The organism is Listeria rocourtiae FSL F6-920 (assembly GCF_000525975.1).
Classification (GTDB): Bacteria; Bacillota; Bacilli; order Lactobacillales; family Listeriaceae; genus Listeria_A; species Listeria_A rocourtiae.
The window spans coordinates 15,478-42,392 of record NZ_AODK01000027.1 but is presented as its reverse complement, the minus strand read 5'-3'; the positions used below and the strand labels follow the sequence as shown (position 1 = coordinate 42,392).

The window sequence follows — 26,915 nt, the reverse complement described above, 5'->3', positions numbered from 1 at the left end:
CAGTGCAATCAGGATATAAAGGTACTTCACTGGTTGATTATCTAAAATCAGTTAAGAAGGCATCTGACTACAGTTCACGTTCGAAATACGCCACGCAGTACGGTATTAAAGACTATAAGGGTAGCACTTCGCAGAACTTGCAGTTATTGAAGAAGATGCGCGGATTTTAAACACAACCAAGCCCCCGATTAATTTCGAGGGCTTTTTTTTCTTTTGTTCAATTATGTCTAGCAGCATGTCCAAATCTTCCATCGTGGCATCGTTTTGGATGAAGCGTTTAGCTACGGAACGGCGGTTTATATACTGCTTTCTTTCCTTGTTTTTGTTTGTCCAATTTTCAGATGCTCTAAGTTGAGATTCAGGTGTCTTATTTTCATTCATTTTTACCACCTCTAAATTGATCTAAAATAAAGAGAACCATACCGACCATAACGACACTTGATAAGGCTTTGTTTTCCATATTAAATAGTACCATGACGAGGTTCAACACAACAGCAACCAATAAAATAATTAATAATATTTTTTTTCATGAGATATATGCTATAATGAAAGTATAAATGAGGGAGGGCATTTAGCCCTCACACTCAATCCTTTTTAGAATCGTCTTTATCGTTTTGTTTATTCAAGGCTTTCAACAGGGCTAATGTTGATACGCTTAGAAAAACGATATTGGCGATTTTTTCTATACTTTCTAGCATTTCCTCACCTCCTTATATACTTATTATATATGCATATGCATATAAAGTCAAGCATTATTTTAATATATATCGAACTATGGTATAATAGAATTGTCTTCGACATAAAGACACTCAAAAAGGACTCCTAATGTGCTAGCTAGGAGTCTTTTTTTATAACTGCTATATTTGTGGTATAATGAAAGAATATTAATGATTTGTGGCACTAATTTGTGGCACATACACTATAAACGTTGTGGTATAGCCAACTATTTAACCCTGAACAGGAGTAAAGATTATGCGGAGAATGAAGTTTTTTCAATCGGTCCAGTTTAGATTTGTCATGATTTATTTGTTGCTCATTTTAGTAGCAATGCAAGTAATAGGGGCTTATTTTGTGCGGGAGTTGCAGGATCAGTTGGAGAAGAACTTTAAAACAGCGATTACAAATAGTGTGAATTTGTTGGAATACAACGTTCGCGAAGCAATGTTGAAATATACGAACGATGACCAGACGAAGCTTGAAAGCGACATCCAAGGTATGTTGCTCGATTTCGTTCGCGGTAGCAATGATTTTGAAGATGTGCTAGTTGTGGATAACAAATTGAAAATTATTGGGACATCAGATGTGGACAATCAAGGCATTGTTGGGCAAGTCTCAACGAATAAGATGATCAAAAATACAATAAATAGCGGGAATGGCGAAAATAAAATCTTCATGGGGAAAAATCCAAAACGACAAATTTGGGTGGATGTTACCCCGATTACTTCAAAAGGAGAGGTTATTGGCGCCATCTATTTGGCTACAGATATTGAGTCGGTTTATGAGCAGGTTGATAGTATTACGAGTATTTTTATAACAGGAACATTGCTGGCAATGATTATTACGGCGATTCTTGGTATTTTACTATCACGGACGATTACAAAACCGATTACGGATATGAAACGCCAAGCTTTTGCGATGGCTCGAGGAAATTATACGCGAAAAGTAAAAGTATACGGCATGGATGAAATTGGGCAACTGGCGGAATCCTTTAATGCACTTACGAAACGGGTGCAAGAGGCGCAAGCAATGACAGAGGGGGAACGGCGGAAATTATCATCGGTTCTTTCTTATATGACAGATGGCGTGATTGCAACGGATCGTCGTGGAAAAGTTATCCTGATTAATACACCTGCGGAGAAGATGTTAAAAATGGCGCATGAGAGTGCGAATGGGCAACCAATTATTGATGTGCTTGGTGTGTCGGAGGACTATTCTTTTGATGATTTGATGGAATTAGATGAGTTGACGATGGATCGGAGTACGTTTGATGTACCATATATTTTACGTGCGAACTTATCGGTTATTCAGCGTGAAACTGGTTTTGTAAATGGAATTATCGCTGTTTTACATGACATTACAGATCAGGAAAAAGTGGATCAGGAACGCCGCGATTTTGTATCGAATGTGTCACATGAGCTCCGGACACCGCTTACGAGTATGCATAGTTATTTAGAAGCGCTTAGTGATGGTGCTTGGCGTGATGAGGAAATTGCACCTAGATTCTTAGAAGTGACGCAAAGTGAGACAGAGCGGATGATTCGCTTGGTAAACGACTTGTTGAAATTGTCACGGATGGATAGTGGGCGCACGAATCTAGATAAGAATTTTGTGAATTTTAATGATTTCTTTAATCATATTATTGATCGTTTTGAGATGATGAAGAAGGATAGCATCACTTTTAAACGTCATTTTACGCGCGAGCCGGTTATTATTGAAATCGATGAGGATAAAATTATGCAAGTAATGGATAATATTATCTCGAATGCGAATAAATATTCACCAGACGGCGGTCGTATCGCTTTTTTCTTGCGTAAAAGAGAGGATAAAATTCAAGTTAGTATCAGTGATGAAGGTATTGGAATTCCAGAGGAGGACTTGACGAAAGTGTTTGATCGTTTCTTCCGTGTGGACAAAGCAAGGTCACGGGAAATGGGCGGAACTGGCTTGGGGCTTGCGATTGCACGTGATGTTATTACAGCACACGGCGGTGAAATTTGGGCAGAACGTAATCGAGGAAAAGGAACAACTATTTCGTTCACACTGCCGTACAATGATTTACCGGAGGATGATTGGGAATGAAAAGTACAAAAATAAGAGGAATTCTCCTTACCGTTCTTGTAGTTATCAGTATTTTCCTAAGCTACAGCCTCTGGAAAGTGCAACCGGATTATGAGGTTATTGACAATGAAACTGTAAAAAAAAGAGCAGATTGCTAAATTACGGCAACCAGAGCAAGTTTTTAGACCAACGATGGTTTATTCGCATCAAAATGATAACCATTATATGACACAGAATATGACGATGATTAATGCTCTTGTGAAGGCAGGGACAACATTTGATTTTTCTGAATTAGTGCGTACGGATAAAATGACGGCGAGTTATCAAGGGATGATGCATCAAAATAACTCGATGGAACTTGTTTTTCCGAATGCTGTGCCGCTTTCAATTTATAGTCAGGTTTTTCGGTTAAAAGGTGATAATTTTGATTTGAATTCATTTAATCGGATTACATTTAATTTAACTAAGTCAGAGAATGGATTGTTTTCGGTTTATTTTGGGAATGATTCGAATGAGCAGATTTACCAAGGATCGATTCAGCAGGATCAAGTGGATGCGCTGAAACAGATTTTGACAGATCAGAAAGCTGTGATGGCACCAGTGAACGAAGTGTATAAGAATAAGCAGCATCTATTTCTTAGTGATGCGCCTGTAAAGTTGAAACAACAGCAGTATGTGATTGAAACGATTGATATTGGATTATTCAAGAATGCCTTGTTTGGCGATGGTAGCAAGGTGAAGGGACAGGATAACTCGTTTACGAATGGTTCGAGTTCAATGACTGTGAACCCAGATGATAAAGTGCTTTTGTATGTTGATCCGGCGCAAGAACGTCGTGATACATCTCAGCTAAGCAGTGCGATGAAGTCGGAGCAGATCCAGTCGAGCTTTAATTTTGTGAACGATCATTGGGGTTGGACGGGGAATTATTATTATTCGGGGTACGCAGCGGATAGCTCTACCACAGCATTCTCACTATTTGTGCAGGGATTGCCAGTGTTTAATGATGACGGGATGTCGCAGATTTTAGTGACAGAAGGGACAGAAGGCGTGTACAAGTATCAACGTCCGTTCTTTAAGCTAGGTGCGCAAATTTCTACCGAATCTAAAGAGGTGACATTGCCTAGTTCTGTGAGTGTTTATGAAGATTTAATTAAGAAGGTAGATCCTGATGATATTCAGATGATTGTTCCAGGTTATGTGATGGGATACGAGCAGAATAATAATAGCTATAATCGTGTCGTGGAGCTGAAGCCTGCTTGGTTTTATAAGTATAATGGCACTTGGACTCCTGTAGTGGGAGGCGAATTGTAATGGATTGGAAGAAAACGGAAACTATATTTATCATCGCTTTTTTGATTTTGGATATTTTTCTATTGGTGCTATTTATTGATTCGAGGATGTCATCTTCACCGACACCGCTAGTGAGCCAAACACTGGAGGAGAAGTTGAAGTCGGAGAACATTACGTATGGAAAAATTCCATCTAATCCGGAGGTGGGCTCTTATTTATCAACGGAGCCGCTTGCTTTTACACAGACAGATATTAATGATTTGAAAGGGCAAAGCATTATGGTGCAAAATGATAATCAGCGTATTTATTCGATATTGAAAAAGCCGGTAAAGATTGATCCGGACAAGTATGGCGCTGATTTGATGCCTTTTTTAAAGAGTGATGTTTTTGAAGGGGATCGGTACACGTATTGGAGCTTTGATCGTGAAAGACGCGAGATGACATTTAATCAGAAAATTGATGGGCGACCGGTGTTATTTAATACGAACGGTCAAATCATATTCACTTTGAATCAGGCGAATGAGGTTATTTCATATCGGCAAACGATGCTTGGCGATACGCAGATGTTTGATGAAAAGGACGATGTGATTTCGGGAACAGATGCGTTGGAAGTATTACACCAACACGGTGATTTGAAACAGAATAGTAAGATTGTTAATACGACGTTGGGCTATTATAACTTAGTTAGTTTACCTAGCTCGGATGTTTATTTGCCGGTTTGGGCTTTTGAAGTGATACATGATAAGCAGACGACGTTCTTCCTTGTGAACGGGTTGGAAGGGTCTGTGATTAATACGAGTGGTGTGGATACGAATGAAGTGCCAAATATGAGAGAAGATGCTGCTCAAAAGGCTAAGGCTAAGCGGCTAAAATAGAGATTTGGAGAACTTCGGTTGTACTGAGGTCTCTCCTTTTTCGTGCATTTGTATTTTTTTCGTTGTACAATGAGAGTATGGAATTTTTAAGGAGGCGCAGGAGCGATGTTTGCAAAGGAAGTCAAGATAGTGAATCAGGCGACGGATCAGCTCCGTTTTAGCATATTGGCAAGTGGTAGCTCGGGTAATGCGACGTTAGTTGAGACAGCGGACCAGACGATTTTGGTGGATTGTGGCTTGAGTGGTAAGAAAATTGAGCATTTATTTAGCGAGGTTGGACGAAGTATGTCTGATGTGGATGCGATTTTAGTGACACATGAGCATGTGGATCATATTAAAGGACTTGGCGTGTTAGCGCGTCGTTATGAGGTGCCTGTGTATGCGAATGCGAAGACTTGGGCTGCGATGGAGACATCGATTGGAGAAATTAATATAGCGCAGAAATTTCAGTTTGATATGGAAACAGTGAAATCATTTGGTAGTTTGCAAGTGGAGTCATTTGGCGTTTCGCATGATGCCGCTGAGCCGATGTTTTACATTTTTCATAGTGGGAAAAAGAAGTTCGTAATGATTACTGATACTGGTTATGTGAGTGACAGGATGAAAGGGCATATTGCAAATGCTGATGCGTATCTTTTTGAAAGCAATCATGACGTGGAGATGCTTCGAATGGGGCGTTATCCTTGGAATGTGAAGCGACGTATCTTGGGCGATGAAGGACATGTTTCGAATGAGGATGCTGGCATCGCGATGAGTGAAGTGATTGGTGATGCGACGAAGCGGATTTATCTAGGGCATTTGAGCAAAGATAATAATATGAAGGATTTAGCGAGAATGGCAGTTGCGCAAACTTTGGCAGGCGAAGGAATCATTGTTGGCGAGCAGGTTGAACTTTTTGACACGGATCCTGAGATTCCGACATCGATTTTTACGGTTTAAATGGGCACCGTAGCAAAAAATTTTAATAAAATTTCATAGTTTTTTCATAATTAGGGTATAGAATAATTATATGGATTCGTCTACAAATTGGAAAGGGATGATTGATGCATGGATGAGAATAACAAAGATTTAGAAACACGCAAGGATGAGTTAGCGAGTGGAGCTTCTCCTGAAAGATTACCAGATTCACAATCTTATGAGAAACCGGAGCCAGCTGGGGAATCGGCGGTACATACGTCATCCGAGCCACAGGTTGCACGCGACATTCCAGTTGAAGCTGTTCATTCTACAGAAGGCGTGACGCCAGAGGGTGAAAAGTTTGCCACGGCGACGAAAGAGGAGGCATCTGCTAGTTCGACACATGCTTTCTTTAATGAATCGGCGAGCGAGCCAGAAGTGAGATTGGCGACTGGTAATGGCGGTGGAAATAATGTTGTTCCACCTGTTCCTCCAACACGCACTGGTGGTGGAAATGGTAGCGAACCACCGAAAAAAGAAGGTAAGAAGAAAACAATGCTGGCAGTCTTCTTGACGGGTCTTTTAGGTGTTTTAATTGGTGCTTTAATTGTACTTGCCTTCTCATGGAGCGCGCTTCAAGATGATAACAAAACAATTTCAAATACAACAACGACTGGCAGTGGAACAACCAAAAAAGTAACTGTTGAAAATACAACTGCTACGACACAAGCGCTTGAAAAGGTGCAGGATGCGGTTGTTAGCGTGTTGAATTTCCAAGCTGGAACATCGATTAGTTCTGGTACATCAACAGAAGATGAAGCTTCATCTGGTTCTGGTGTTGTTTATAAAAAAATCTGGTGGTAAAGCATATATCGTGACCAATAATCACGTTGTTGAAGGTGCTAATAAATTAGAAGTGAAGTTTTCGAACGGTAAGAAATCGGAAGCGAAACTTGTTGGAACGGATAAATGGAATGATTTAGCGGTTCTTGAAATTAGTGATGAGAATGTGACGAAGATTGCTGAATTTGGTAATTCAGATTCGTTAAAAGTTGGTGAAACAGCGATTGCAATTGGTAGTCCGCTAGGAACAGAATTTGCTGGGACGGTAACAGAAGGCATTGTTTCTGGCCTAAATCGTACGGTACCTGTTGACACGAATGGCGATGGTACAGAGGATTGGGAAGCGGAAGTTATTCAAACAGATGCGGCGATTAACCCTGGGAACAGTGGTGGAGCGCTAGTCAATATTGAAGGTCAGGTTATCGGGATTAACTCGATGAAGATTTCAACAGAAAATGTGGAAGGTATCGGTTTTGCGATTCCAAGTAATACGGTTGAGCCAATTATTGCTCAGTTGGAGAAAAATGGAGAAGTAGAGCGTCCATCACTTGGAGTAACCTTGCGTGATGTCGATACGATTCCAGAAGTGCAGCAACAACAAATCTTGAAATTGCCAGAGAATGTTGATTATGGTGCGATGGTGCAACAAGTCGTAGCCAGTTCAGCTGCTGAGAAAGCTGGTTTGAAACAATACGATGTTATTGTTGAGATGAACGGTAAAAAAAGTAACAAACTCAATGACACTACGCCAAATCTTGTACTCGAATGATGTGAAGGTTGGGGACAAGATGGAAGTGAAGTATTATCGTGAAGGTAAGAAAGAAACGACAACGGTGACGCTTACCGCGGCATCAACAACTAACCAGTAACGCACGAACCGAGAAACGCTTATCTGCGTCGTTAAAGGCTCCGTCCCGATGCTCTTGTACAAGTCGTACATTCCGCTTCGGTACTCGCCTTTGCTTAGCAGCTAAGCGTTTTTCGGTTCGTGCTGGTCTGGCGGTGGATGCAAGATTTAATATAGAGGCACGATTCTCTTGGTTTTGGGAATCGTGTTTTTTGTTACTCTAGGATTTGGTATCCGGCTTGGCTTAGGGCTTGGGTTGCTTCCGTTAGATTGGATTGTTTCATTAGGATGTAGTCGGTGTTGTAGGTGGAGACGGCAAAGATGCTGATCTCTTTTTCGGCGAGTGGTGTGGCTACTTTGTGCAGGATGCCAGTAAGAGAGAAGTCGAGAATCCCTTCAATTTTCAGTAGGAACCAGTCGGATTCGATGGATTCGGATTTTTCTGTTTCTAAGCTTTCAGTTGGAATGATAATGGAGCATTCTTCGTCGGTGTATGTGATGCTTTTGAATGTTGCTATGCTGGCTTGAAACCATATGGGAACTGGAAAGTTAGGTGGAAATTTGGCAATGGTATAGTTTGTTTTGTCTAAGCGTAATTGCATTGGGAACATCTCCTTTTTTTGATAAGCGTACCACGAATATTAGTAGGTTGCAAAATGTTTTGTCAGGTGGTAAAGTTATAGAGGATGATAATTCTATCAGGTAGAGTAATTTGAGGGGTGATTTTGATTCGTAGTGATATTTTAAGAGGGCATGTGGACTCGATTATTTTACGAATTTTGGCGGAGGGAGATTCATATGGTTATGAGATCTCGAAGCAAATTAGTGAACGGACGGGTGATCGCTTTCAAATTAAAGAGGCAACGCTATATGCGGTATTTCAACGGTTAGAAAAGAAATTGTTGATTGAATCTTATTTTGGAGAGCGCTCACATGGTGGTAAACGGAAGTACTATACGATTACAAGTCTTGGTCGTGCTTACCTGCGTGAAATGGCGCGTGAATGGCAAGAGATTAAGGGCATTATGAACCTGTTTTTGGAGGAGATTGATTCGTGAATAGGATTACAGAATTTGTGGATAAATTATTTGAAGGTGTCCCTGAAAGCGAACAGGCGGCGCAAATTAAGGATGAGATTACGTATAATTTAGTTGAAAAAGTAGCGGACTTGATGGAAGATGGAAAATCGGAAGAGGATGCAGTGAATAAAGCGATTATTGAGTTTGGTGATATAGATGAAATTATCGCGGAATTAGAAGTAGCCAAGCCGAATACGAAGAAGAGACGCGCGTTGGCAAAGGTGAACTTAGGTTTTTCTATTTGGGGCGCAGCGTTACTGATTATTTTGTTTATCGTCGTTAATATACTATATTCGCCGGATGTTTTGTGGTGTATTTTCCCTATTTTTGCGGTACTTTGGTGGCCACTTGCGATGTTTTATTTTTGGTATCGGAGGAAGGCTGAGGATAAGTAATACCGAAAAACCTGAGAGCTTGGATTTTATGACCAGTTTTCAGGTTTTTGGTATCTATTATTAGAAAGTAATTGCTCGCTGGTTAGGGGGGCAAGCGTGATATTATTTTAAACCTGAAACATTGAAGCCTGCCATTTGAAGTGCGTAGTTGCTGAGGTATTGGCCTTTTAATAAGGATAATCCAACGGAAAGTGTGTAGTATTTCTCAGCATTTGCAATAATTGGCGGTCACAAAAAGGAGTTCCAGTCAGCGATGAATGTCAGGATTCTTTTTAATCGCTTCTTGTTTGACCCCTAATGGATAAGCCACTCTCGTTCCCATTCAAAAAGCATCGCTTAATTCAGGTTACACTGAATTAAGCGATGCTTTTTTATTTTGTCCCGTGATAGTGGATCAGTTCCTTTTTTCGCGTTTATTCTTCGTCTTTTTTTGATTTTCTGCCTAGTAAGAATACGAGGAAGAGAATCAAGAGAGTGAGTAGAGATCCAGCAATAATATATAACAAAGTGTAGTCTCTTTCAATATCCAGGGCTGTCTCATTTAAAGCATCTGCAGTTTTACCATCTATTGTGAAATACTCAGACCATTTCCAGACTTGTTCGCCACTTGTTGCAATCATATCAAGTCGGTATCTACCGGGCTCGAATTCCTTTGTACCCCAACTTATTGGAAAATTAAAATTGGAGTTCGGTGCCATGCGCATATTCTGCTTAAAATTTTCATGCAAAACTTTTGAACCGTCTCTTTTAAAAATTTGCGCTTCGATGTCTAAGTCTTTTAGGATTGTAGCTTCAGTATTTTGAAGGTTAGCGGTCACAACATTTCGATAATTAACTTGCGTCGGCGTAATTTCATTTAGCTTGAGATCTGCTTTGATTTGCGTATCATTTTGTGAAAGCATCATGCCAATGACGTAAGCGTACTGGTTTTCAATTTGAATATCTTTAGATTGGGATTCGCTTTTATCTGCTGTTTTCTCCTTAAAGTACACGCCACCTAAGATTGTTCCATCAAAGGCTTTATCTGGCATGCTTATCTTAATGGGATAATTTTTGCTAGAATGGGCTGGAAGAACAACTTCGCCAGCGGATTCTGTGATTTTAGATAACGGATATTTCAGTGTGTTATCAATTTTTGGATTTTCTTGGCTATAGTCGACGATACCATTATCATTTGTAACAGCTGTATTCACAGAAGTCAGGATGGTGATTTCTTGACTGGTTTCGTTCGTAATTGTTACATATACAGTTTGTTCATTTCCAGGCGCTAATTTCAGATGGAAGTAACTTTTTGTTTTATCGATTTGGTTTTCAGGTATGTTCGCACTCACAGAGAAGTTCATTTCGGACGCATCGGTGTGGACAGGAAATAGGAGTGATGAGGCCAGTAAAGGTAGGATTAAAAATAGGGTCATTAGTTTTTTCATGCAGAATTCCTCCTAAAAAATAATAACTGTAATAAGGACTCTCTAGTGGAGAGGGGGCACGCACTAGAGAGCTTTTGAGGAAAATGGGGATTTTTGTATGGGAGTGTGAAGCTGTTGACATATTAAGTATACGTTATAAAAATAGGATATTAGGAATTCTATCATAAATTTTCAAGAGGCTGAAAAAAATGATATTGGAATTTAATGTTGGTTAAGAAATATTTAATAACAAGCATATCTTTAGTTTAGATTTGGATGCTACGATGTAAGTACAATAAATTTTTGAAATAAAAGGAGAATGTAAAATGACGCAATCAAAGAAAGTATTGTCTTCTATATTAGTCGCTACAACCATTATCGCAGGTGTCGCGCCGCAAGTGTTATCAATCGAAGCTTCGGCAGTAGAATCTGGTACGAAAACAGTAAGTGTGGCGGAAATTACGGAATTACGCTCGCTAAATGCGATGACACTTCAAGTTAAATTTGATGGAACATTACCTGCTGAAGATGTGGCAGATAGTAACTTGGCCGCGATTAAGGAACATTTTAAATTCAGCGGTGGGCTTAGCATTGTCAATGTGCCTCGTTTGAAATCGGGCTCTACGGATACGTATATTGTTCCAGTGACGATTCAAAATCCTGGCGCTACTTACACACTAAGTTATAAAGGAGGAGCGGTGCAGACTTTCACGGGAAGTAATGTGAAGGTTGGGATTCGTGACACGAACCAAGTGACGAGTGATACGTTTGAACTTGAGTCTTTCCAAGCAGACGGTGTTGTTGATTATGCGAATATTATCGCTGCATATGCTGGTGGACGCGGGGATCAAGCTTTTGTAGTTGATGATGATAATAAAAATGAGGCAGGGAAATCGTTCCAAGTGATTTCATCATTGCGTGACCGTAGTGTGACACTTACTGGAACAAATGGTGACGTTTATACGGCTAACTATGTACCATTTACACAAGCATCTGACCGTCGTCAAGCACCGAAATTTCGCTTACCTGCTGGAGAGACATTAACACCGGGCGTGACTTATACTGTGACTTCAAATTGGGCAACGATTGCTAATAATTCGTTTACAGCTCGTGCAATGGCACCGCTAACCATCGATTCTGCTACTTTTGTGGATGAAACATCTTTTAAATTAACACTAGCTGCCGATCCCGGTATGGACTTACTAGCTGGGCGTAGCGTCCGTCTAAAAGGGACTGATGGCAGTGAATTGACAGCGAGTTATCGTTTCTCTTCGCGCCAAGGTACGACTGGTACTTTTGATGTGACAAGTGGTGGTACGTTAAATTCCGCAATCGCTTATGAAATTATACCGCAAAATAATTGGGCAGCAACCACAAATGTAACGTTAGGTCAAAAAGCGGCATACAAAGTGGAGTCGTTGAACGCGATAACGCTACAAATTATTTTTCCAGAGGCACTTTCTGCGGATGAAGTGACGGATAGCAATTTAGATGCGATTAAGAAAAATTTTGTCTTCAGTGATGGTTTAAGTATTGTGAATGTACCGCGTTTAAAATCTGGCTCTAAAAGTACTTATATCGTGCCTGTAACGGTGCAACAGCCGGGTAAAACTTACACGCTTAGCTATAAAGGTACGCCAGTGGAGACTTTTGTTGGTAGTTCTGCAAAAATTAATATGCGAGATTCCAAGCAGGTAACTAACGATACATTTGAGCTTGAGTCATTTCAAGCGGACGGCGTGGTTGATTACGCCAATATTATCGCAGCGTATGCTGGTGGACGTGGCAATCAAGCCTTCGCGATTGATGACAGTAACCGTGATGCAAGCGGTAAACAGTTCCAAGTAATTTCATCATTACGTGATCGTAGTGTAAAGCTTACAGGATCGAATGGCGATATCTATACGGCCAACTACGTACCATTTACGCAGGCATCTGACCGTCGCCAAGCACCGAAATTCCGTTTACCAGCTGGTGAAGAATTGACGCCGGGTGTGACATATACGATTACCTCTGATTGGGCAGACATTGCTAATGCTAGTTTTACAGCGAAAGAAATGGCACCATTAGTTATTGCAAAAGCCACGGCAATCAATTCAAAATCATTTGAGTTAACATTGGATAAAGATCCTGGAATGGATTTATTAGCAGGTCGCCAAGTCGAATTGAAGGGCGCTGACGGTACGACACTTGTTGCGCAATATCGTTATTCTTCTCGTCAAAGTACAACAGGGATTTTTGATCTCGTGAGTGGGGAATTAAGTGAGGATATAGTTTACACAATCTCACCGATAGGTAGCTGGGCTACAGCAACGAATGTAACACTTGGAGAAGCAGCGGCGTTACCAGAAGTGACAGACCCTGATAAGAAGCCAGATAAAGGTGTGATTGTAGTACCTGAAAACGGGAACAATAATAAGCCAACTGCGCCTGCATTAGTTGATAGTGAAAAAAATCCAGTAGCAAAGACTCCTGAAACGATTACATCAAAAAATGGTAAAGATTTGCCGAAAACAGGTGACACAATACCGGTCATTCCAATGACAGCAGGTTTTGGTGCAGTTCTAGTTGGATTGTATATGCTACTAAAACGAAAATTTGCAAAGTAAGAAGTACGAGTTATTTAGGAAGATGGTTTGATACAATAAAGACAACCTGAAACAATGGCGTATTATAGCGAAGAGATGACCGTTACTGTGGGGACGGTTGTCTCTTTTTGACTTTATCACGCGATACTTAGAGTTTTCCGTTGTTACAGTCCCTCGGGCATTAGGCACCGCCCTTTTACATGAACTTGCCTTTTTTTTATCACGATTACGCTATCGCCATTTTACAAAATGTTTGTCTTTAAAGGATTTATGTTATAAAAAAATCGAATTGTCTATAAAAATCAACAATTAACTTAAAAAAACCACTATGTGATGTTGTACGAAAGAAGTACGAATCACATAGTGGTTTATCATATTAAGGTAATAAAGGTATATTCTGTTTGATTTCTTGGACAGAGCTTGTTGAATCAAACGTATATGCACCAACTAAACGTAAGCCTTGCAATGCAGGAGGAACTGTTCCTGTATAAACGGGGCTGTAGCCATTTGTGCCATCAATACCAATATAGATTGTCTTATCAAATGCTAATTTATCTAGCGTGAATTTGGTAGTGAGTGACGATGTTGTTACGGATTGTAGAACGTTCCCGTTTGCATCATAGGCTGTCACTTTCGTTGCTTTACCAAGCTCTAATAAGTCTTTTTTACCGTTCTTATTTTTATCCACGAAAAGGTCACCAGTGATCACTGGAAGTTTGCGGATTCCGAATTGGAAATCAGTTGTTTTTGTGAATTTTAGTCCGGTAAGATCATAAGAGTTACCCCAAATGTCAACTTTAGCAAAACGCATTGCTGGTATATGGTTTAGAAGTGTTGCTACAGATTGAACTTCTGCAAGTGTTGAGTTAAAGCTTGTAGCTGTTTCTGTACCAAGATATTTCTCAACATCGACTTTTTCTGTTGCTTTAATTGCTTTTGGTAAGAAGTTTGCAAGTGCTTTAATGTAATCGTTATTCGGTGTTGTTGAGATGTCGCCGGTGTCAAGTAATGTCGGATTATCTAAGATGCCTTGGATATCTCCACCTGAAATGATATCGATGATAGCTGTTACTTTGTCGATGTTTCCAAGTAAGTCGCCAACTGTTAGATTAAATGGTGAGCGGACCATCACGTACATGCCTGAATCAACATTGGGCATTGTGATTGCAGCTCCTTTGCTACTCGTTCTGAAAAGGATTGCGTCTTCGATATCTAAGCTACCGCCAAGCGCGCCTAGAATTTTAGAGTTTAAATCAAGCTCGGACAAACGACCGCTTGAGATAAGATCTGCTGTTTTTTGTAGATTAATGAAGATAAGTGTTTTGCCGTCCATGATTGACTCATTGCTTTCTTTTGTGCCGTTACCATTTAGGTCTTGGAACGGTGTCATTGTTAAGTTTGTTGTTTTCTTTGTTGCTAAATCAGCCCAAGTGACAACGTTTAGTGTGTTGATTGTAACCGCAGCGATTCCTGCGATTTGTTTACCAGCTGCATCCGTTGCTGAATTCGCTTGAACGACTGGCTTTGTTGTTGATTCTGTGCCGTACTTGATGAAGTAGTTCCCTTTTACAAGTTTCGTGAAGTTATAAACTCCAACTGCATTTGTTTTCGCTGTTGCTACTCCATTTGTTCCGGCTTGTGCGTCGGCTAATGTTTTGTGAAGTGTTACCGTCATGTTTGCCAGTGGTAAATCTAAGTTGTGCAATTCCATCACACCATTGCCGTTTGTATCTGCGTAAACTGTTCCAGAAACTGTGTAGATAGCTGGATTAAGAATACTTGCGTTTGCTGCTGGTGCAAAAGATGCAAAAAAGATTGCAAAAATAATGACTAGGGCAGCGACACGCTTGTTGAAAAACTGTTTCATTAATAATTCCTCCCTTTTAGGTTCTATTTTTAGTTTAGCGGGTGAACCAGTAAAAGGCAATGGGATTCACAATGGAAGGAATAGGGTTATAAAAAGGATAGATACGCTTCTATAAAAGTAATGAAAAATTCTTTTTTTGGAGCTGTTCATCAATTTTATAAGCTCTTATATGATTATAAGGTATTATTAATAATTTTATATGAATAGTGAACTAAAATCTGGAATTAAGAAAAAAGTTTTGGATTATGCAACGAAGCGTCAAGTACGTTGAACATAGCATACATTTTACTTTGGAAAGTTCATAAAGATTTCACATATGGACGATAAAACTACCGCTTAGCATTTAGAGATAAAAAACAAAGAATAAAAGTTTCAAATATTACTTTAAATAATTCGCGTCTATTCTGTCATCATCAGTGTGACATTTCTGTTGTTTTTTTAGTAAGCGTTATCAACTATACTGAAATAGGACAAAGAAATGGTGTCAAAAAGACAAGTAATATAGAATTTGGAGTTGATTGTAATGGAAATCATGATGACTAGTGGAATAAATGTAGCAATGCAAGGTACAACGAAATCGGAAATTTTGCGGGAATTGGCGGATTTAGCTGTAGAAAATGGAAAGGTAACGGATGCAGCGGGCTTTTATAAGGATCTCTGTTTGCGAGAAGATGAGTCTACAACTGGTTTCGGTGGGGGGATTGCGATTCCACATGCAAAATCAGCTTTTGTATCGGAAGTGGGTGTTTTAGTAGGTCGTGGAGCTAATTTAGTAGAGTGGGAAGCAATGGATGGACAGCCAGTACAATGTTGGATTTGTCTGCTTGTACCGGAAACTGGCGGGCAGGAGCATTTACGATTGTTGTCGCAGTTGAGTCGAAAATTGGTGGATCCAGAGTTTGTTGGAAAATTGAAAACGGGGACGGAAAATGAGATTTTAGCGCTAGTTCAAGGGGTTATTTCATAAAAGGGAGCGAGTAAAGATGACAAGTTTAAATATTGTAGCGATTACGAATTGTCCTGCGGGAATTGCGCATACGTATATGGTGGCAGAAGCCCTAGAGCGTAAGGCAGTTTCCTTAGGATATACGATAAAAGTGGAGACGCAAGGCGCGAGTGGTGTAGAGAATCATTTGACACCAGCGGAAATTAAGGCGGCAGACTATGTGATTCTGGCGTTGGGACGGACTATTAGTGAGGAGGACCGATTCCGTTTTGCTGATAAGAAGGTTGTTGAGCTGAAGGTTTCGGAGGCTTTGAAGCAGATTGAGACGATTTACGATGACTTAGAAGGCAAGGCAACATTATTTACAGCGGATAACAACATTAAAATGGGGAGTCAAGAGGCACCGACTGGAAGCGTGATGAGCCATTTGATGGCAGGGGTTTCGGCTGCATTACCGTTCGTTATCGGTGGCGGTTTACTCGTTGCGATTGCAAATATGCTCGTACAGTTTGGAATGCCATATGTGGACATGGCGAATGGTGATCCGTCGTTTGCTTGGGTCGTTGAAACGATTGGTTACTTAGGTTTCAAGTTCATGATTCCGATTATGGGGGCCTATATTGCGAGTTCGATTGGCGATAAACCAGCATTTGCACCTGCGTTTCTGGTCACGTATTTGGCGAATGACAATACGATGCTCGGAACGGAGTCGGGTGCTGGATTCTTAGGTGCGGTAGTTCTAGGACTTGCAATTGGTTATTTTGTAAAATACTTCCGAAGAGTGAAGCTGGGCAAAGCGTTGCAGCCACTGCTTGGTTCGATGCTTATTCCGTTTGTGACGTTATTTATCTTCGGGATTTTGACGTTTTATGTATTAGGACCTGTGATGGGTAGTATGATGGATGGTATGCTTCATTTCTTGAACACGATTCCCACTGAAATGAAACTAGCTGCGGCGTTCTTAGTTGGCGCGATGCTTGCGTTTGACATGGGTGGACCGGTGAACAAAACGGCTTGGTTCTTCTGTTTCTCTTTGCTCGACAAAGGAATTTATGATTGGTACGCGATTGTTGGTGTTGTTGCATTGATGCCTCCAATGGCTGCTGGTATTTCGACTTTCTTAGCACCAAAATTATTTACGAAACAAGAAAAAGGTGCAGCGATTAGTTCGATTATTGTTGGTTCGACGGTTGCGACAGAGCCGGCGATTCCATATGCGCTTGCTGCTCCATTGCCAATGATTACGGCGAATACGTTAAGTGGTGGTATCACTGGGATGTTGACCATTATGTTTGGAATTCAAAGGCTAGCACCTGGAATTGGAATGTTTGATCCGCTTATTGGTTTAATGTCGCCGTGGTACTGGTTCTATCTTGTTCTAGCATTTGGTTTAGCGTTGAATATTTTCCTCATTATTGTGCTGAAAACATGGTGGTTAAAACGGAAAGAGGCGAAACGTAAAGATGGAGACGAATTTACTGAAACAACTGGTGATGGCATCGGGAACTAGTGGTGATGGGCAAGAAGTCCGTGAACTTTTGTACCGAATCCCTCATCGAAAATTGAAGCAGTGTTTGATAGAAATGGCATAAAATATTGGTGGTCGTCCATTTGTGGCGTCCTGTTTGCCAACACGTTACTTGTATGCGAATTTATCAATGATTTCAAAGACAGATTATTATAGTTCGGTAAAGCTGATTGAGCGTTTTTTAAGGGATATGGTACAGAGAAAGATGCTGAAATTTGTCGTTACATTGGATAAAAATTTGAAGCTTGGCGGACGCGCTGGGCTTCTCATAGGAAAGAGCTGAATTGGGATGGGAAAATACGATTTTAATGAGGTTGTGAATCGTAAAAATACATATTGTACGCAGTGGGATTATATTGAGGATCGATTTGGGGAAGCAGACTTATTGCCATTTTCGATTTCGGATACAGAGTTTCAAGTGGCAACGCCAGTGCTTGATGCAATTCAGGAACGGGTGGCGCACGGAGTTTTTGGGTATTCACGATGGAATCATGGAGCTTTTAAAGGTAGTATTGTAAATTGGTATCAGAAGCGGTTTCATACGCATATTGAAATGGATTGGGTGCTGTATAGCCCAACGGTTTGTTATGCGATTTCGGTTTTATTGCGTTTGAAAAGTGCGGAACAGGATCGGGTTGTAGTTTTTTCGCCGATGTATGATGCTTTTTATAGCCTGATTCAGGAGAATAATCGTAAGCTAGTCGAAAATGAGCTTTTATGGGATAATGGTACTTATCGTGTTAATTTTGAACTTTTGGAGAAACAGTTGCGGGGAGCGAAGATCTTATTGTTGACGAATCCACATAATCCAACGGGACGTGTTTTCCAAAAAGCAGAATTAAGCGCTATTATTGAACTTTGTGAGCGACATGGTGTTTTTATCATTTCTGATGATATTCATATGGACATTGTGTATGGAGATGCGCGTTATACGCCAATCTTGAGCCTAGTAGAGCAACCTGTTAATATGTGTATCTGCACGTCAGCAAGCAAGACGATGAATACGCCGGGTTTGATGGGATCTTATTTGTTAGTACCAGATGAGGATTTGCGTGCTGATTTCTTGAAACAATTGAAACAGCGTGATGCGCTTTCTTCTGTTAGTATTTTAGGGATGTATGCCACGATGGCCACTTATAATGAGAGCGCGGACTATGTGGATGAGCTAGTGGTGCATTTGGAAAGTAATATGCATTTTTTTGAAAAATTATTTAGCAAGCTATCTACCGGAAATTAAATTTGAAATACCAGAAGGAACATATTTAGCTTGGCTTGATATTTCGGCGTTGGGCGTAACGAAAGACGTCTTGCAAGAAGCGTTGATACACGTTGGGAAAGTGGCTATTATGCCAGGTGAAACGTATGGGGGACAAGGCTTTTTGCGAATGAACGTGGCTTGTTCAAGAAGTAAATTAGTCGATGGTTTAGAGCGGATGCATAAGGCAATGTTAACATTAAGGGGGTAAAACGATGCTAAATCAGCGACAAGTACAAATCATGGAACGACTCGAAAATGGGAAAGCAAACGGCTTAGAACTTGCAAAATTGACAGGAACATCCAAAAGAACGATTTTGCGGGATATTTCTCAAATAAATCATTTGCTTCAAGCGATTGGAGGCATTAGTTCGAGTCAAGCGGGTGGTTATCAATTGCATATTCAGGATAAAGTGGCTTATAGAAATCTTTTGCACCAGTCAATGTATGATGATGAGCTCATTTTGTTGGAACTACTACGCCATGATTTTCGGACATTAGATGATTTAGCTGCTACTCTGTTTTTGTCAAAACCGATGATATCGGAGAAAATTATCTTTTTGCGGAGACATTACACAAAACGCTTGGATATTAAATCGAAGCCGAATTATGGACATTATTTGGATGAGCCGTTGTACCGGAAAATGATTTTGCTTGCGAATTTGATTGATAAAAATCCTTCTTTTTTCTGTGAGCGATTGGGGATTTCGCAGGATGATTATCGGAGCTTATTGCAAGAAATAAGGACGCTGACTGAGGCGAATTATTATCCGAATATTCATTCTGCCCATTTGGTTAGTTTAATTTTGGCTGCGGATGTGTTGGATGATGGAGTGAAAAATGTAACGACAAGGTTTTCGCTTTCAGAAGGGTTGATTCACTTTTTCATGGAAGAGCAACAAAAGAAGGCCAAATCAGTGACAGAGGCTGAGATTCAGGTAATGTTGCAACGACTGGCGGAGCAGTATAGCACACCCGTTTATGATTTGGAGTTGGTGGAGCAGTTAGTGGGACATCTGAGGCGGAGTATTGCATACCCGATTATTCTTCATGACCGGAAGTTGCATAATATCGCCAATATTAAGGCGGTCTATCCACTTGCTTTTGACTTAAGTATTGCTTTTGTGTCGAGTGCGAATGAAGCGTTTGGCATTGAAATGTATGATATTGACTTAATTGGGCTCTATTTTTCGTGTGCGATGGAACGGATGAAGCAGGTTGCGGCGAAGGTTCTCCTGTTTTCAGATCAATATGCGGTTGCGAGCATCAACAAGCAGATGATTGAGAAAGAGATACAAGGAGTTGAGGTCATCATCGTGACGCATCGGAAAGAATTGGAAATGGCGCTCGAACAACAGGATATTAAGCTAATTTTGAATAATCACCCTACTTTTCAGGAGTTCAGTGATGTAGCTTGCATGGATGTGAAGCAGGTCATCACGAAGCCAGAGTTACGAGCGATTCAAGATATGTTGGAAAAAATTGATGTACGTAGAAATATCCGAACATTTTTCCCTGAAAACTTAGCGATGACATACAACAATGAGCCGGAAGATGATTGGAATGCAATTGTAGAAGGAATCTGCTTAGAATTAGAGGCGCGAGAAGTTCTAAGTGCAGATGAGTCAATTAAAATTCAAGAACGAGAGCAAAAAGGCAACAACTTAGTAATTAACCATTTGGCCTTACCACACTGTACAACGCAGCGCAATCAAGCATTTTTTGCGGTGTTTGTGCATCTTGAGCATAGCGTACTTGTGGATGGAACAATGGTACAAAATGCTTTAGTTGCTTGTGTAAATCCAAATGTGAGTACGGAATTAAAGGTTTTTAGTTATCTTTATTATGTATTGAACGAGCATGATGGAGCGGATATTCTAGGGCTGAAGGATTATGCAACTTTTATTGCATGTATTGAACGCTAAATAAAAGATACTAAGATGAGTAGGTAAAAGACCACGGCCATGGTCTCGCCTACTCATCTTAGTGTCTTTTTAAATATTATTTTCCGAAATTAACACTGAAGGATTTTCCGTTTTTTGCGGAAGTATTCACTTGGATGCGCCAATTTTTACCAGATGTTGTAACGCTAACTTCTGGGGATTTACTTTTTACTTTGTGACCAGTAACTTTTGGTACTAAAAAGACGATTTTATTTTGCTCCATTGATGGATCTGCAAGAGTTACTTTTTGTAGAGTTGCTGATTTACGAATCATGATGGAGCCTCGAGTTTGAGCGACAATACCATTTAGTGTACTAGCCTGACGGAAATTCGCAATCCAAAGATTTTGTGATTTATCGAATACGGCTTGTTGATTCAAATTATTGGCACGGATTTCAACATCGATTTTTTTTGCTGTAAGCTTCGGTTGCTTGCTTGGATTTCCCTGGTAAAATGATGTAGCTGTAAGATTTGTTTGTAGGCTTTTTGCCATGAGATATTGTGATGCCGGCATAGTCTGCATTTGCAATGATGCTGCCGTTGCGAGAGTTTAAAGTATTCCAATTGCCTGATTTCGTTTTTTTGTAGGCTGTGACGTTTGTAGCCGTTGGGAAAACATAGCCGATACTTTGACTTGGGAGCGCTCCGTTTAGATGAGCCCATTTTGTATTGATATTCTTTGTTTGACCAAGATTGATAGTTTGACCTCCGACGATAAATGTATTAAGGCGAGTATTATATAATTTTCTATTTTCGACAATGGTTTCGGTGTTTAAGTTTTCTTTCGATGTGATACCGGCACCAAGCGCCACAATTTTGCCGTTTAAAAAGAACCAAGATTTGCGAGCTTCGAGCGAGCTTCCAGTTACATTTTTCATACTGTAATGCATCGTTGCGGAGCCGTTTTGCTGATCAGATACACCGCCAGACCATGCTTGAGTGTTGAAATATTTTAAGTTATCTGCAACAATTGGTTTTGTTTTGTGGTCTGTTGTTGTGCCGGCTAAGCTAGTCATATCAACAGTTGGATAGTAGCTTCCTTCAAAGGCTTGATCATCGTTATATAGATAGAAAGCGCCAGTTCCTGTGTAGAAACCGAGCTTATTTTGGCCACCAATGGTCTCGAATGCGGAGATTTTTTTGGAAAACATACTAATTCCAGCTACGTAACCAGGTTTTGTATCAATCATTTGACTGGCGGCTGACATCATTTTGTTTTGGGTCAACGCTGGATAGGTGCCGATTATTTTCTTGTTGAGTAGTATAGATTGGAATGTTTGTGCCTGTGCGAGTGTTAGGTTTTTGTAAAAATCAGGATTTAAGGATTGACTGATAATAGAAGATTTCAGAATTCGGGCGTACTTATTGCGATAGGTAACGTTCGTATTTTTTTGACTAATTGTAAACATATCATAGAGCATTGTATTGGCGACCTGTTGATTAGTGACTGCTTTTAGAGAAACACTACGTCCACGAGTCATATCAAGAACCTCATCTTTATAAAAAGCAGGAAGGTAAGTAGTATCTAAATAAGTAAATATAGTTGGTAGGGAGCGGAAATTACTCAGCGATTTTGTTCCAGAAAGCAGTTGATAAAAATCTGCACTGCGAGCAAGAACGGCCGCACCATACCCTGTTGTGTAAGGCGTGTTTGTATGTTGAATAAAAGAGCCATCGGCATAAAAACCATCACCGGAAGTTACTGGCATGTAAGCGCGTTTCACCATATCAGCTCCAAGGTTGATTTTAGATTGGTCATTACCAAGAACACCGCGCAATGTTATGACGAAGCTTTTGTCGACACGGTTAGCACCAGTTCCTACATCTTTGGCATTGGCTGCTTTTGGTTCAAAGTAGTCAATTGTCTTTAAATATTTTTGTAAAGTAGCGTTTGGAATATCTGCTTTCATCAAAGTAAAGACATTTACCAGTGAGATTGGTGTACCAATTTGGAAATCATACCAGTTTTTATCTGTTCTAACCGTTTTTTCGTTATAAATATTGGTATACAGCCAATTAAGAGAATAGAGGATATCCTGTTTTAAAGCGGCATTACGATAATAAGTTGAGTTAGGAGTTTGATATAAAGTTGCCATCTTCTCAATGTTAAGAGCAATCATTGTCATTTGTGTAGGGCTAGTTTTCCAGGCTGTTATATTTGAAAAGAGATAATTTTTCTTGGAATCTTTATTTAGCCTAGAGAGCACACTTTGTTGTAGAGCCTTCTCTTTTTCGTTCAAAGCTACTTTTAAAGCAATATTGGAAGTGGGGAAAGCTTTACCAGTCAAAGATATCTTCCAATTATTTAGTGACATATTTTGTTCCGCGACAGTTTGTGCAAATGTTTTATCGCCTATAGCGATTACCAAGAATAATGCTAGCAGAAGAGCAATAACATATTTTTTCATGGTAACGACACCTCCGTTTTCACTTTTTCGACACATTCGTTTGATAAAAGTACGTTTCCTTACTTGTTACCCAGAAAAATGCGATGAAAAACACAAAAAAAAGTTAAATAGACATAAAATAGACACAATTTGGTAACGGATTCATACTATATAAGTTAAAAATATTACTTTTAAATTCAAGGTGAAACTAAGTCATTTTATATTAAAAAAGTAAAAAAAAAAAGTACTTTTTGATATTTACTGTAAAAAAATTTTTTGTAATGCTTTAATTTGTTAGATAGCGTTGTTTTTCTATTTTTTAGTGAACGCAAAAAAAAACTGCTGAATCTCAGCAGTTTTTCTTAATAAACTATTTAATTTTCCCTAGATCCAAGATGATTTTGATTGTGAATAACAAGATAATAAGTGGTAAAAAGACGCCGCCTAATTGGCCACTGAAGATACTATTCGCTGCGGATAAGATAACGAATACACTTAGCGCAAAATAGAGCATTTTAGGGACAAGAATTCCTTTTCTTAATTTGGAATAGTTGTTGAACAATAGTAAGGCGAATATAGCATAAAGTAAACAGAATAAAGAGGCTAAAATTCGAGCGATTTTTAAGGCATGGATGGCGTCGGCTTTAATGCCTTCTGTAGACAAGCTAAAAAGAACAAACACACCTAACAAAGTAAATATTGCGAACAGCGAACAAATGATTGCGAGCGTCAGCGTCATCCAACGAGGGTTCGTCAACTGCGCCCGCAAAATAGCTTTTTCGTCTAGTTGATTTTCCATTTTAGTAGCTCCTTCAAATAAGATTTATATTCCTATTTGAATGTACCATACATGAGTCAGATTATAAAGTTCTCATGTGACGTTTTGCACTAAAAAAAATGCATGGAAATAGGCCACCAAACAACGACGAAAATCGGATAAATCGCCCAAATTACGTCTGGCGAGAAAGCCCAATTCATTCCAATCACAAAACCGCCAATCCAGATACTTGCTTGGATTGAAAAAGCAAAAAAGTTTTTGTGTTTGGAATGATATAGCGATAAAGGCCACCAACCGATAGCGAAAATAATCGCGATTACCCAAGGATAACTTGGTGAGAACGCTAGATTAAGCAAGGCGTAATAAATAATTGTTGTCGTAGCACCAATCACTGCGGCAGTCATCGTGTACGCTTTTTTTCCGAAAAACGTAAAAATTGGCCAGAAAACGAGCGGATATAGAGCATATAAAACCCAAAGCACTTCTGGCGACTCACGCAAATTAATGACAGTTAGCAAAATAATGAAGACGAAACTAGTGAAAAAAGCAAACTGCGTTAAATTTTGGCGGTAGACGAAATACATTGACAAAGGCCATAGAAGGAGGGCGATACATGGATAGATACTCCAATCAAGCGTTGGTGTTAGGAAAAAATTCAGCATGACGAGAAAAAACATACAAATCGCGCTTCCAACAATGGAAAAGCTAACTAACCCCTTCAATTCATGACCTCCCCTTGCACACGCAGACATCTAAAGTACATTGCAAGTGGCCACCAAACAATCGCAAAAGCTGGAAAAACGACCCAAAGAACAGTCGGCGTATAATAAATATTAATAAAAAGAAGCAAGCCGATGATAAGCGCCGTTCCAACGAGTGAAAATTGGAAATGCGTCCAAGCAAGGTACGATTTAGATGGCTTCACACGATACTCAGCCAGTTCCATTCGCAAATCCGTCAAATCGCCAAGCTCAACAATGGCTTTATTAACCGCATCCTCCTCCGATTTCCCTTTAGCTATCAAGATATCAACCTTATCCTCCAAACCACGAAGAATCTCCTCTTTCATGAACAAACTCTCCTCCGTCGCTGGAATATCACTAAATAACTGATCGACATGTTTTTTTTATAGTTATCATTTTTTACCCCTCCAAAATATTCAAAAATACAACTGCGCACACAGTGTTCTACCTGGTAGAGTAATAATAACACGAATTACTCTATGTGTCAAAGTAATTATTGGCACTCTTACGAAGAGCCCCACCCTGAGTTAGAGTGCCAATATGGCTAGGAGCGCAAGCGAGTAGGCGAAACCATGAAGCCAGCAAATCAAGAAAAAAGGAACCCCACTGATTCCACCAGAGAATAAGATAGAGCCTAAGAGCCCCACCCTGAGTTAGAGTGCCAATATGGCTAGGAGCGTAAGCGAGTAGGCGAAACCATAAAGGCAGCAAAGCAAGCAAAAAGGAATCCCCCCGATTCCACCAGAGAATAAGATAGAGCTCAAGCCCCACCCTGAGTTAGAGTGCCAATATGGCTAGGAGTGTAAGCGAGTAGGCGAAACCATAAGGCAGCAAAGCAAGCAAAAAGGAGCCCCACCGATTCCACCAGAGAATAAGATAGAGCTCAAGAACCACCCTGAGTTAGAGTGCCAATATGGCTAGGAGCGCAAGCGAGTAGGCGAAACCATCAGCCAGCAAAGCAAGCAAAAAGGAACCCCACCGATTCCACCAGAGAATAAGATAGAGCTCAAGCCCCACCCTGAGTTAGAGTGCCAATATGGCTAGGAGCGTAAGCGAGTAGGCGAAACCATAAAGGCAGCAAAGCAAGCAAAAAGGAACCCCCCCCTCGATTCCACCAGAGAATAAGATAGAGCTCAAAAGCCCCACCCTGAGTTAGAGTGCCAATATGGCTAGGAGCGTAAGCGAGTAGGCGAAACCATAAGCCAGCAAAGCAAGCAAAAAGGAGCCCCCCGATTCTAGCAGAGAATAAGATGGGATACAAAAAAGATCTCGCCTGAGTTAGAGCGCCAATACGCATGAGAGCAAAACGAGCATGTAATCCACCCGTAACACTTACAAATGCATACGAAACCCCAGCCAAACGAATAGATTGCAGTCAGACTAAAAACCTTCTCAATCAATAGGGCCTAAAATTTTATTGGATATAAATAATCAAGATTTAAACCACGTTTTCAAAACTTCTTTAAAACCTAATATTTTAGTAATAATTTGTTCATCTTTTATGGGTAAAGTAAATGCATGATAGCAAGTCGAAGGGGTGGATGGGATATGTGGCGGAAATTGGCGTTGTTTGGTGGATGTTTCTTTTTAGCGGTTGCGGTTTTTGGATCGATTAGGGCGTATTCGGCGAAGGTTAAGGATGTTGATTTATCGAAGACGACGCCGATTTTGCTTGTTCATGGAACGCATGGAACGGCGAATTCGTTTAATGGGATGATTGCACGAATTATGTCTACATATGGAAAATCTACAGATAGGGTCATTGTGCTGGTACAAAAAGATGGCACGCTAGAATACCAAGGGACGCTGAGTAGTAAGCCGCAAAACCCCTTTATTCAAGTAGTGTTTGAGAATAATGATGCGCCAATCGATCAAGAAGCAGAGTGGATTGATACGGTGATGAAGGATCTTCAGAAGCGGTATAACGTAACGCAGTACAACGCGATTGGTCACTCAAATGGTGGCTTGGCGCTGACGACATATGCGGAAAAATTAGTGGATGATGCGGCACCGAGAATGGAAAAAATGGTCGTTATCGGGACGCCATTTAATGATTTGGATACAGATTATAATGCGGCTACGACGGACTTTATGGATGTGAAGAAGCGGACTACAGAGCTGCAGACATATATTGAAGAAAATGGAAATTTAGATGCAAACTTGAAGGTACTTTCGATTGCCGGAGACTTGGATGGAGATTCTGTATCAGATGGTGTTGTGCCGGTTCAGAGCGCTCTAGCATCACGCCTGATTTTCGATGATGCGGTGGCTGATTATAGTGAGCAGGTTGTGACAGGAGGGGGCGCGCAACATAGTGATTTACATGAGAATACGACAGTGGATGCAATTGTTGCAGAGTTTGTTTATTGACATAAAGGATGAAAAAGAAAAACCTCTTATTTGTAAAATTTACATTAAGAGGTTTTTCTATGAGAAACAATAGTGTAGAAAAGAAGAATTGATAGGG

At 40.2% G+C, this 26,915-nt stretch carries 23 protein-coding genes and 2 pseudogenes; 15 read left to right on the top strand and 10 right to left on the bottom strand.

Features of this window, described 5'->3' with window-relative positions; translation table 11 throughout:
- Positions 1-105: 105 nt before the first annotated feature.
- Positions 106-381 carry a hypothetical protein gene (locus PROCOU_RS09710; RefSeq protein WP_208855811.1) on the bottom strand — a complete coding sequence of 92 codons (276 nt, stop codon included), beginning with the start codon at positions 379-381 and terminating at the stop codon, positions 106-108.
- A 591-nt stretch (positions 382-972) separates the two neighbouring features.
- Between PROCOU_RS09710 and walK the strand changes: the two genes are divergently transcribed.
- The 6 genes and pseudogenes from walK (at position 973) to PROCOU_RS09685 (ending at position 7,555) form a co-directional block, all read left to right on the top strand.
- A complete protein-coding gene (walK, locus tag PROCOU_RS09705; protein WP_036071938.1) occupies positions 973-2,799 on the top strand; it encodes a cell wall metabolism sensor histidine kinase WalK in 1,827 nt (608 codons plus the stop codon).
- Complete coding sequence (gene yycH, locus PROCOU_RS19325; protein WP_077913409.1) at positions 2,796-2,936, top strand: two-component system activity regulator YycH; 141 nt, start codon at positions 2,796-2,798, stop codon at positions 2,934-2,936. The genes walK and yycH overlap by 4 nt, the downstream gene beginning before the upstream one ends.
- The gene (locus PROCOU_RS09700; RefSeq protein WP_279625181.1) at positions 2,929-4,092 is read left to right on the top strand and encodes a YycH family regulatory protein; all 1,164 of its coding nucleotides are present in this window, start codon (positions 2,929-2,931) and stop codon (positions 4,090-4,092) included. The genes yycH and PROCOU_RS09700 overlap by 8 nt, the downstream gene beginning before the upstream one ends.
- Entirely contained in the window at positions 4,092-4,946 is an 855-nt protein-coding gene (locus PROCOU_RS09695) for a two-component system regulatory protein YycI (RefSeq protein WP_036071935.1), read from the top strand. Before PROCOU_RS09700 ends, PROCOU_RS09695 begins: the two co-directional genes overlap by 1 nt.
- Before the next feature lie 105 nt (positions 4,947-5,051).
- Entirely contained in the window at positions 5,052-5,885 is an 834-nt protein-coding gene (locus PROCOU_RS09690; protein WP_051994325.1) for an MBL fold metallo-hydrolase, read from the top strand.
- Positions 5,886-5,993: 108 nt separating this feature from the next.
- Positions 5,994-7,555 (top strand): annotated as a pseudogene (locus PROCOU_RS09685) (S1C family serine protease).
- Between the two features lie 193 nt (positions 7,556-7,748).
- Here PROCOU_RS09685 and PROCOU_RS09680 read toward each other — a convergent pair.
- The gene (locus PROCOU_RS09680) at positions 7,749-8,135 is read right to left on the bottom strand and encodes an ACT domain-containing protein (RefSeq protein WP_036071932.1); all 387 of its coding nucleotides are present in this window, start codon (positions 8,133-8,135) and stop codon (positions 7,749-7,751) included.
- Between the two features lie 123 nt (positions 8,136-8,258).
- Between PROCOU_RS09680 and PROCOU_RS09675 the strand changes: the two genes are divergently transcribed.
- Complete coding sequence (locus tag PROCOU_RS09675; RefSeq protein WP_036072031.1) at positions 8,259-8,591, top strand: PadR family transcriptional regulator; 333 nt, start codon at positions 8,259-8,261, stop codon at positions 8,589-8,591.
- Positions 8,588-9,007 (top strand): permease prefix domain 1-containing protein, encoded by a 420-nt coding sequence (locus tag PROCOU_RS09670; RefSeq protein WP_036071929.1) that lies wholly within the window; start codon positions 8,588-8,590, stop codon positions 9,005-9,007. Before PROCOU_RS09675 ends, PROCOU_RS09670 begins: the two co-directional genes overlap by 4 nt.
- A gap of 102 nt (positions 9,008-9,109) precedes the next feature.
- Here the strand turns inward: PROCOU_RS09670 and PROCOU_RS17525 are convergent.
- Together PROCOU_RS17525 and PROCOU_RS09665 are read right to left on the bottom strand one after the other, a co-directional pair.
- A pseudogene (locus tag PROCOU_RS17525) lies at positions 9,110-9,274 on the bottom strand (carbohydrate ABC transporter permease); the annotation flags it as partial.
- Positions 9,275-9,420: 146 nt separating this feature from the next.
- Positions 9,421-10,434: a WxLIP family cell surface protein gene (locus PROCOU_RS09665; RefSeq protein ID WP_036071927.1), complete on the bottom strand. Its 1,014-nt coding sequence runs from the start codon at positions 10,432-10,434 to the stop codon at positions 9,421-9,423.
- A 305-nt stretch (positions 10,435-10,739) separates the two neighbouring features.
- On the opposite strand from PROCOU_RS09665, the gene PROCOU_RS17195 reads away from it, so the two are divergent.
- Complete coding sequence (locus PROCOU_RS17195) at positions 10,740-13,022, top strand: LPXTG cell wall anchor domain-containing protein (protein WP_077913408.1); 2,283 nt, start codon at positions 10,740-10,742, stop codon at positions 13,020-13,022.
- A 355-nt stretch (positions 13,023-13,377) separates the two neighbouring features.
- On the opposite strand, the gene PROCOU_RS09655 is transcribed toward PROCOU_RS17195, so the two are convergent.
- On the bottom strand, positions 13,378-14,868 hold the full coding sequence (locus PROCOU_RS09655) for an SdrD B-like domain-containing protein (protein ID WP_036071924.1): 1,491 nt from the start codon (positions 14,866-14,868) through the stop codon (positions 13,378-13,380).
- A 523-nt stretch (positions 14,869-15,391) separates the two neighbouring features.
- On the opposite strand from PROCOU_RS09655, the gene PROCOU_RS09650 reads away from it, so the two are divergent.
- The 5 genes from PROCOU_RS09650 (at position 15,392) to PROCOU_RS09630 (ending at position 20,522) form a co-directional block, all read left to right on the top strand.
- Entirely contained in the window at positions 15,392-15,835 is a 444-nt protein-coding gene (locus tag PROCOU_RS09650) for a PTS fructose transporter subunit IIA (RefSeq protein WP_036071922.1), read from the top strand.
- Positions 15,836-15,851: 16 nt separating this feature from the next.
- Positions 15,852-17,324, top strand: coding sequence for a PTS fructose-like transporter subunit IIBC (locus PROCOU_RS09645; protein WP_036071920.1), 1,473 nt, complete (start codon positions 15,852-15,854; stop codon positions 17,322-17,324).
- A 307-nt stretch (positions 17,325-17,631) separates the two neighbouring features.
- On the top strand, positions 17,632-18,579 hold the full coding sequence (locus tag PROCOU_RS09635; RefSeq protein WP_244266282.1) for a MalY/PatB family protein: 948 nt from the start codon (positions 17,632-17,634) through the stop codon (positions 18,577-18,579).
- Positions 18,542-18,808, top strand: coding sequence for an aminotransferase class I/II-fold pyridoxal phosphate-dependent enzyme (locus tag PROCOU_RS18515; RefSeq protein WP_244266281.1), 267 nt, complete (start codon positions 18,542-18,544; stop codon positions 18,806-18,808). The genes PROCOU_RS09635 and PROCOU_RS18515 overlap by 38 nt, the downstream gene beginning before the upstream one ends.
- Before the next feature lie 4 nt (positions 18,809-18,812).
- Positions 18,813-20,522: a PTS sugar transporter subunit IIA gene (locus PROCOU_RS09630; protein ID WP_036071915.1), complete on the top strand. Its 1,710-nt coding sequence runs from the start codon at positions 18,813-18,815 to the stop codon at positions 20,520-20,522.
- Positions 20,523-20,598: 76 nt separating this feature from the next.
- Here PROCOU_RS09630 and PROCOU_RS17190 read toward each other — a convergent pair whose 3' ends face one another.
- The 5 genes from PROCOU_RS17190 to PROCOU_RS09610 all read right to left on the bottom strand — a co-directional run bounded on the left by PROCOU_RS17190 (position 20,599) and on the right by PROCOU_RS09610 (position 24,774).
- Complete coding sequence (locus PROCOU_RS17190) at positions 20,599-21,033, bottom strand: polysaccharide lyase beta-sandwich domain-containing protein (protein WP_244266280.1); 435 nt, start codon at positions 21,031-21,033, stop codon at positions 20,599-20,601.
- Positions 20,936-22,948, bottom strand: a complete 2,013-nt coding sequence (locus PROCOU_RS09625; protein WP_051994323.1) for a polysaccharide lyase 8 family protein — start codon at positions 22,946-22,948, stop codon at positions 20,936-20,938. Before PROCOU_RS09625 ends, PROCOU_RS17190 begins: the two co-directional genes overlap by 98 nt.
- A gap of 349 nt (positions 22,949-23,297) precedes the next feature.
- Positions 23,298-23,726 carry a hypothetical protein gene (locus PROCOU_RS09620; protein WP_036071914.1) on the bottom strand — a complete coding sequence of 143 codons (429 nt, stop codon included), beginning with the start codon at positions 23,724-23,726 and terminating at the stop codon, positions 23,298-23,300.
- Between the two features lie 89 nt (positions 23,727-23,815).
- The gene (locus PROCOU_RS09615) at positions 23,816-24,427 is read right to left on the bottom strand and encodes a hypothetical protein (protein ID WP_036071911.1); all 612 of its coding nucleotides are present in this window, start codon (positions 24,425-24,427) and stop codon (positions 23,816-23,818) included.
- A complete protein-coding gene (locus PROCOU_RS09610) occupies positions 24,424-24,774 on the bottom strand; it encodes a permease prefix domain 1-containing protein (protein WP_244266279.1) in 351 nt (116 codons plus the stop codon). The genes PROCOU_RS09615 and PROCOU_RS09610 overlap by 4 nt, the downstream gene beginning before the upstream one ends.
- A gap of 1,222 nt (positions 24,775-25,996) precedes the next feature.
- Here PROCOU_RS09610 and PROCOU_RS09595 point away from each other — a divergent pair.
- Positions 25,997-26,818: an alpha/beta hydrolase gene (locus PROCOU_RS09595; protein WP_051994322.1), complete on the top strand. Its 822-nt coding sequence runs from the start codon at positions 25,997-25,999 to the stop codon at positions 26,816-26,818.
- The last annotated feature ends 97 nt before the right edge of the window (positions 26,819-26,915 follow it).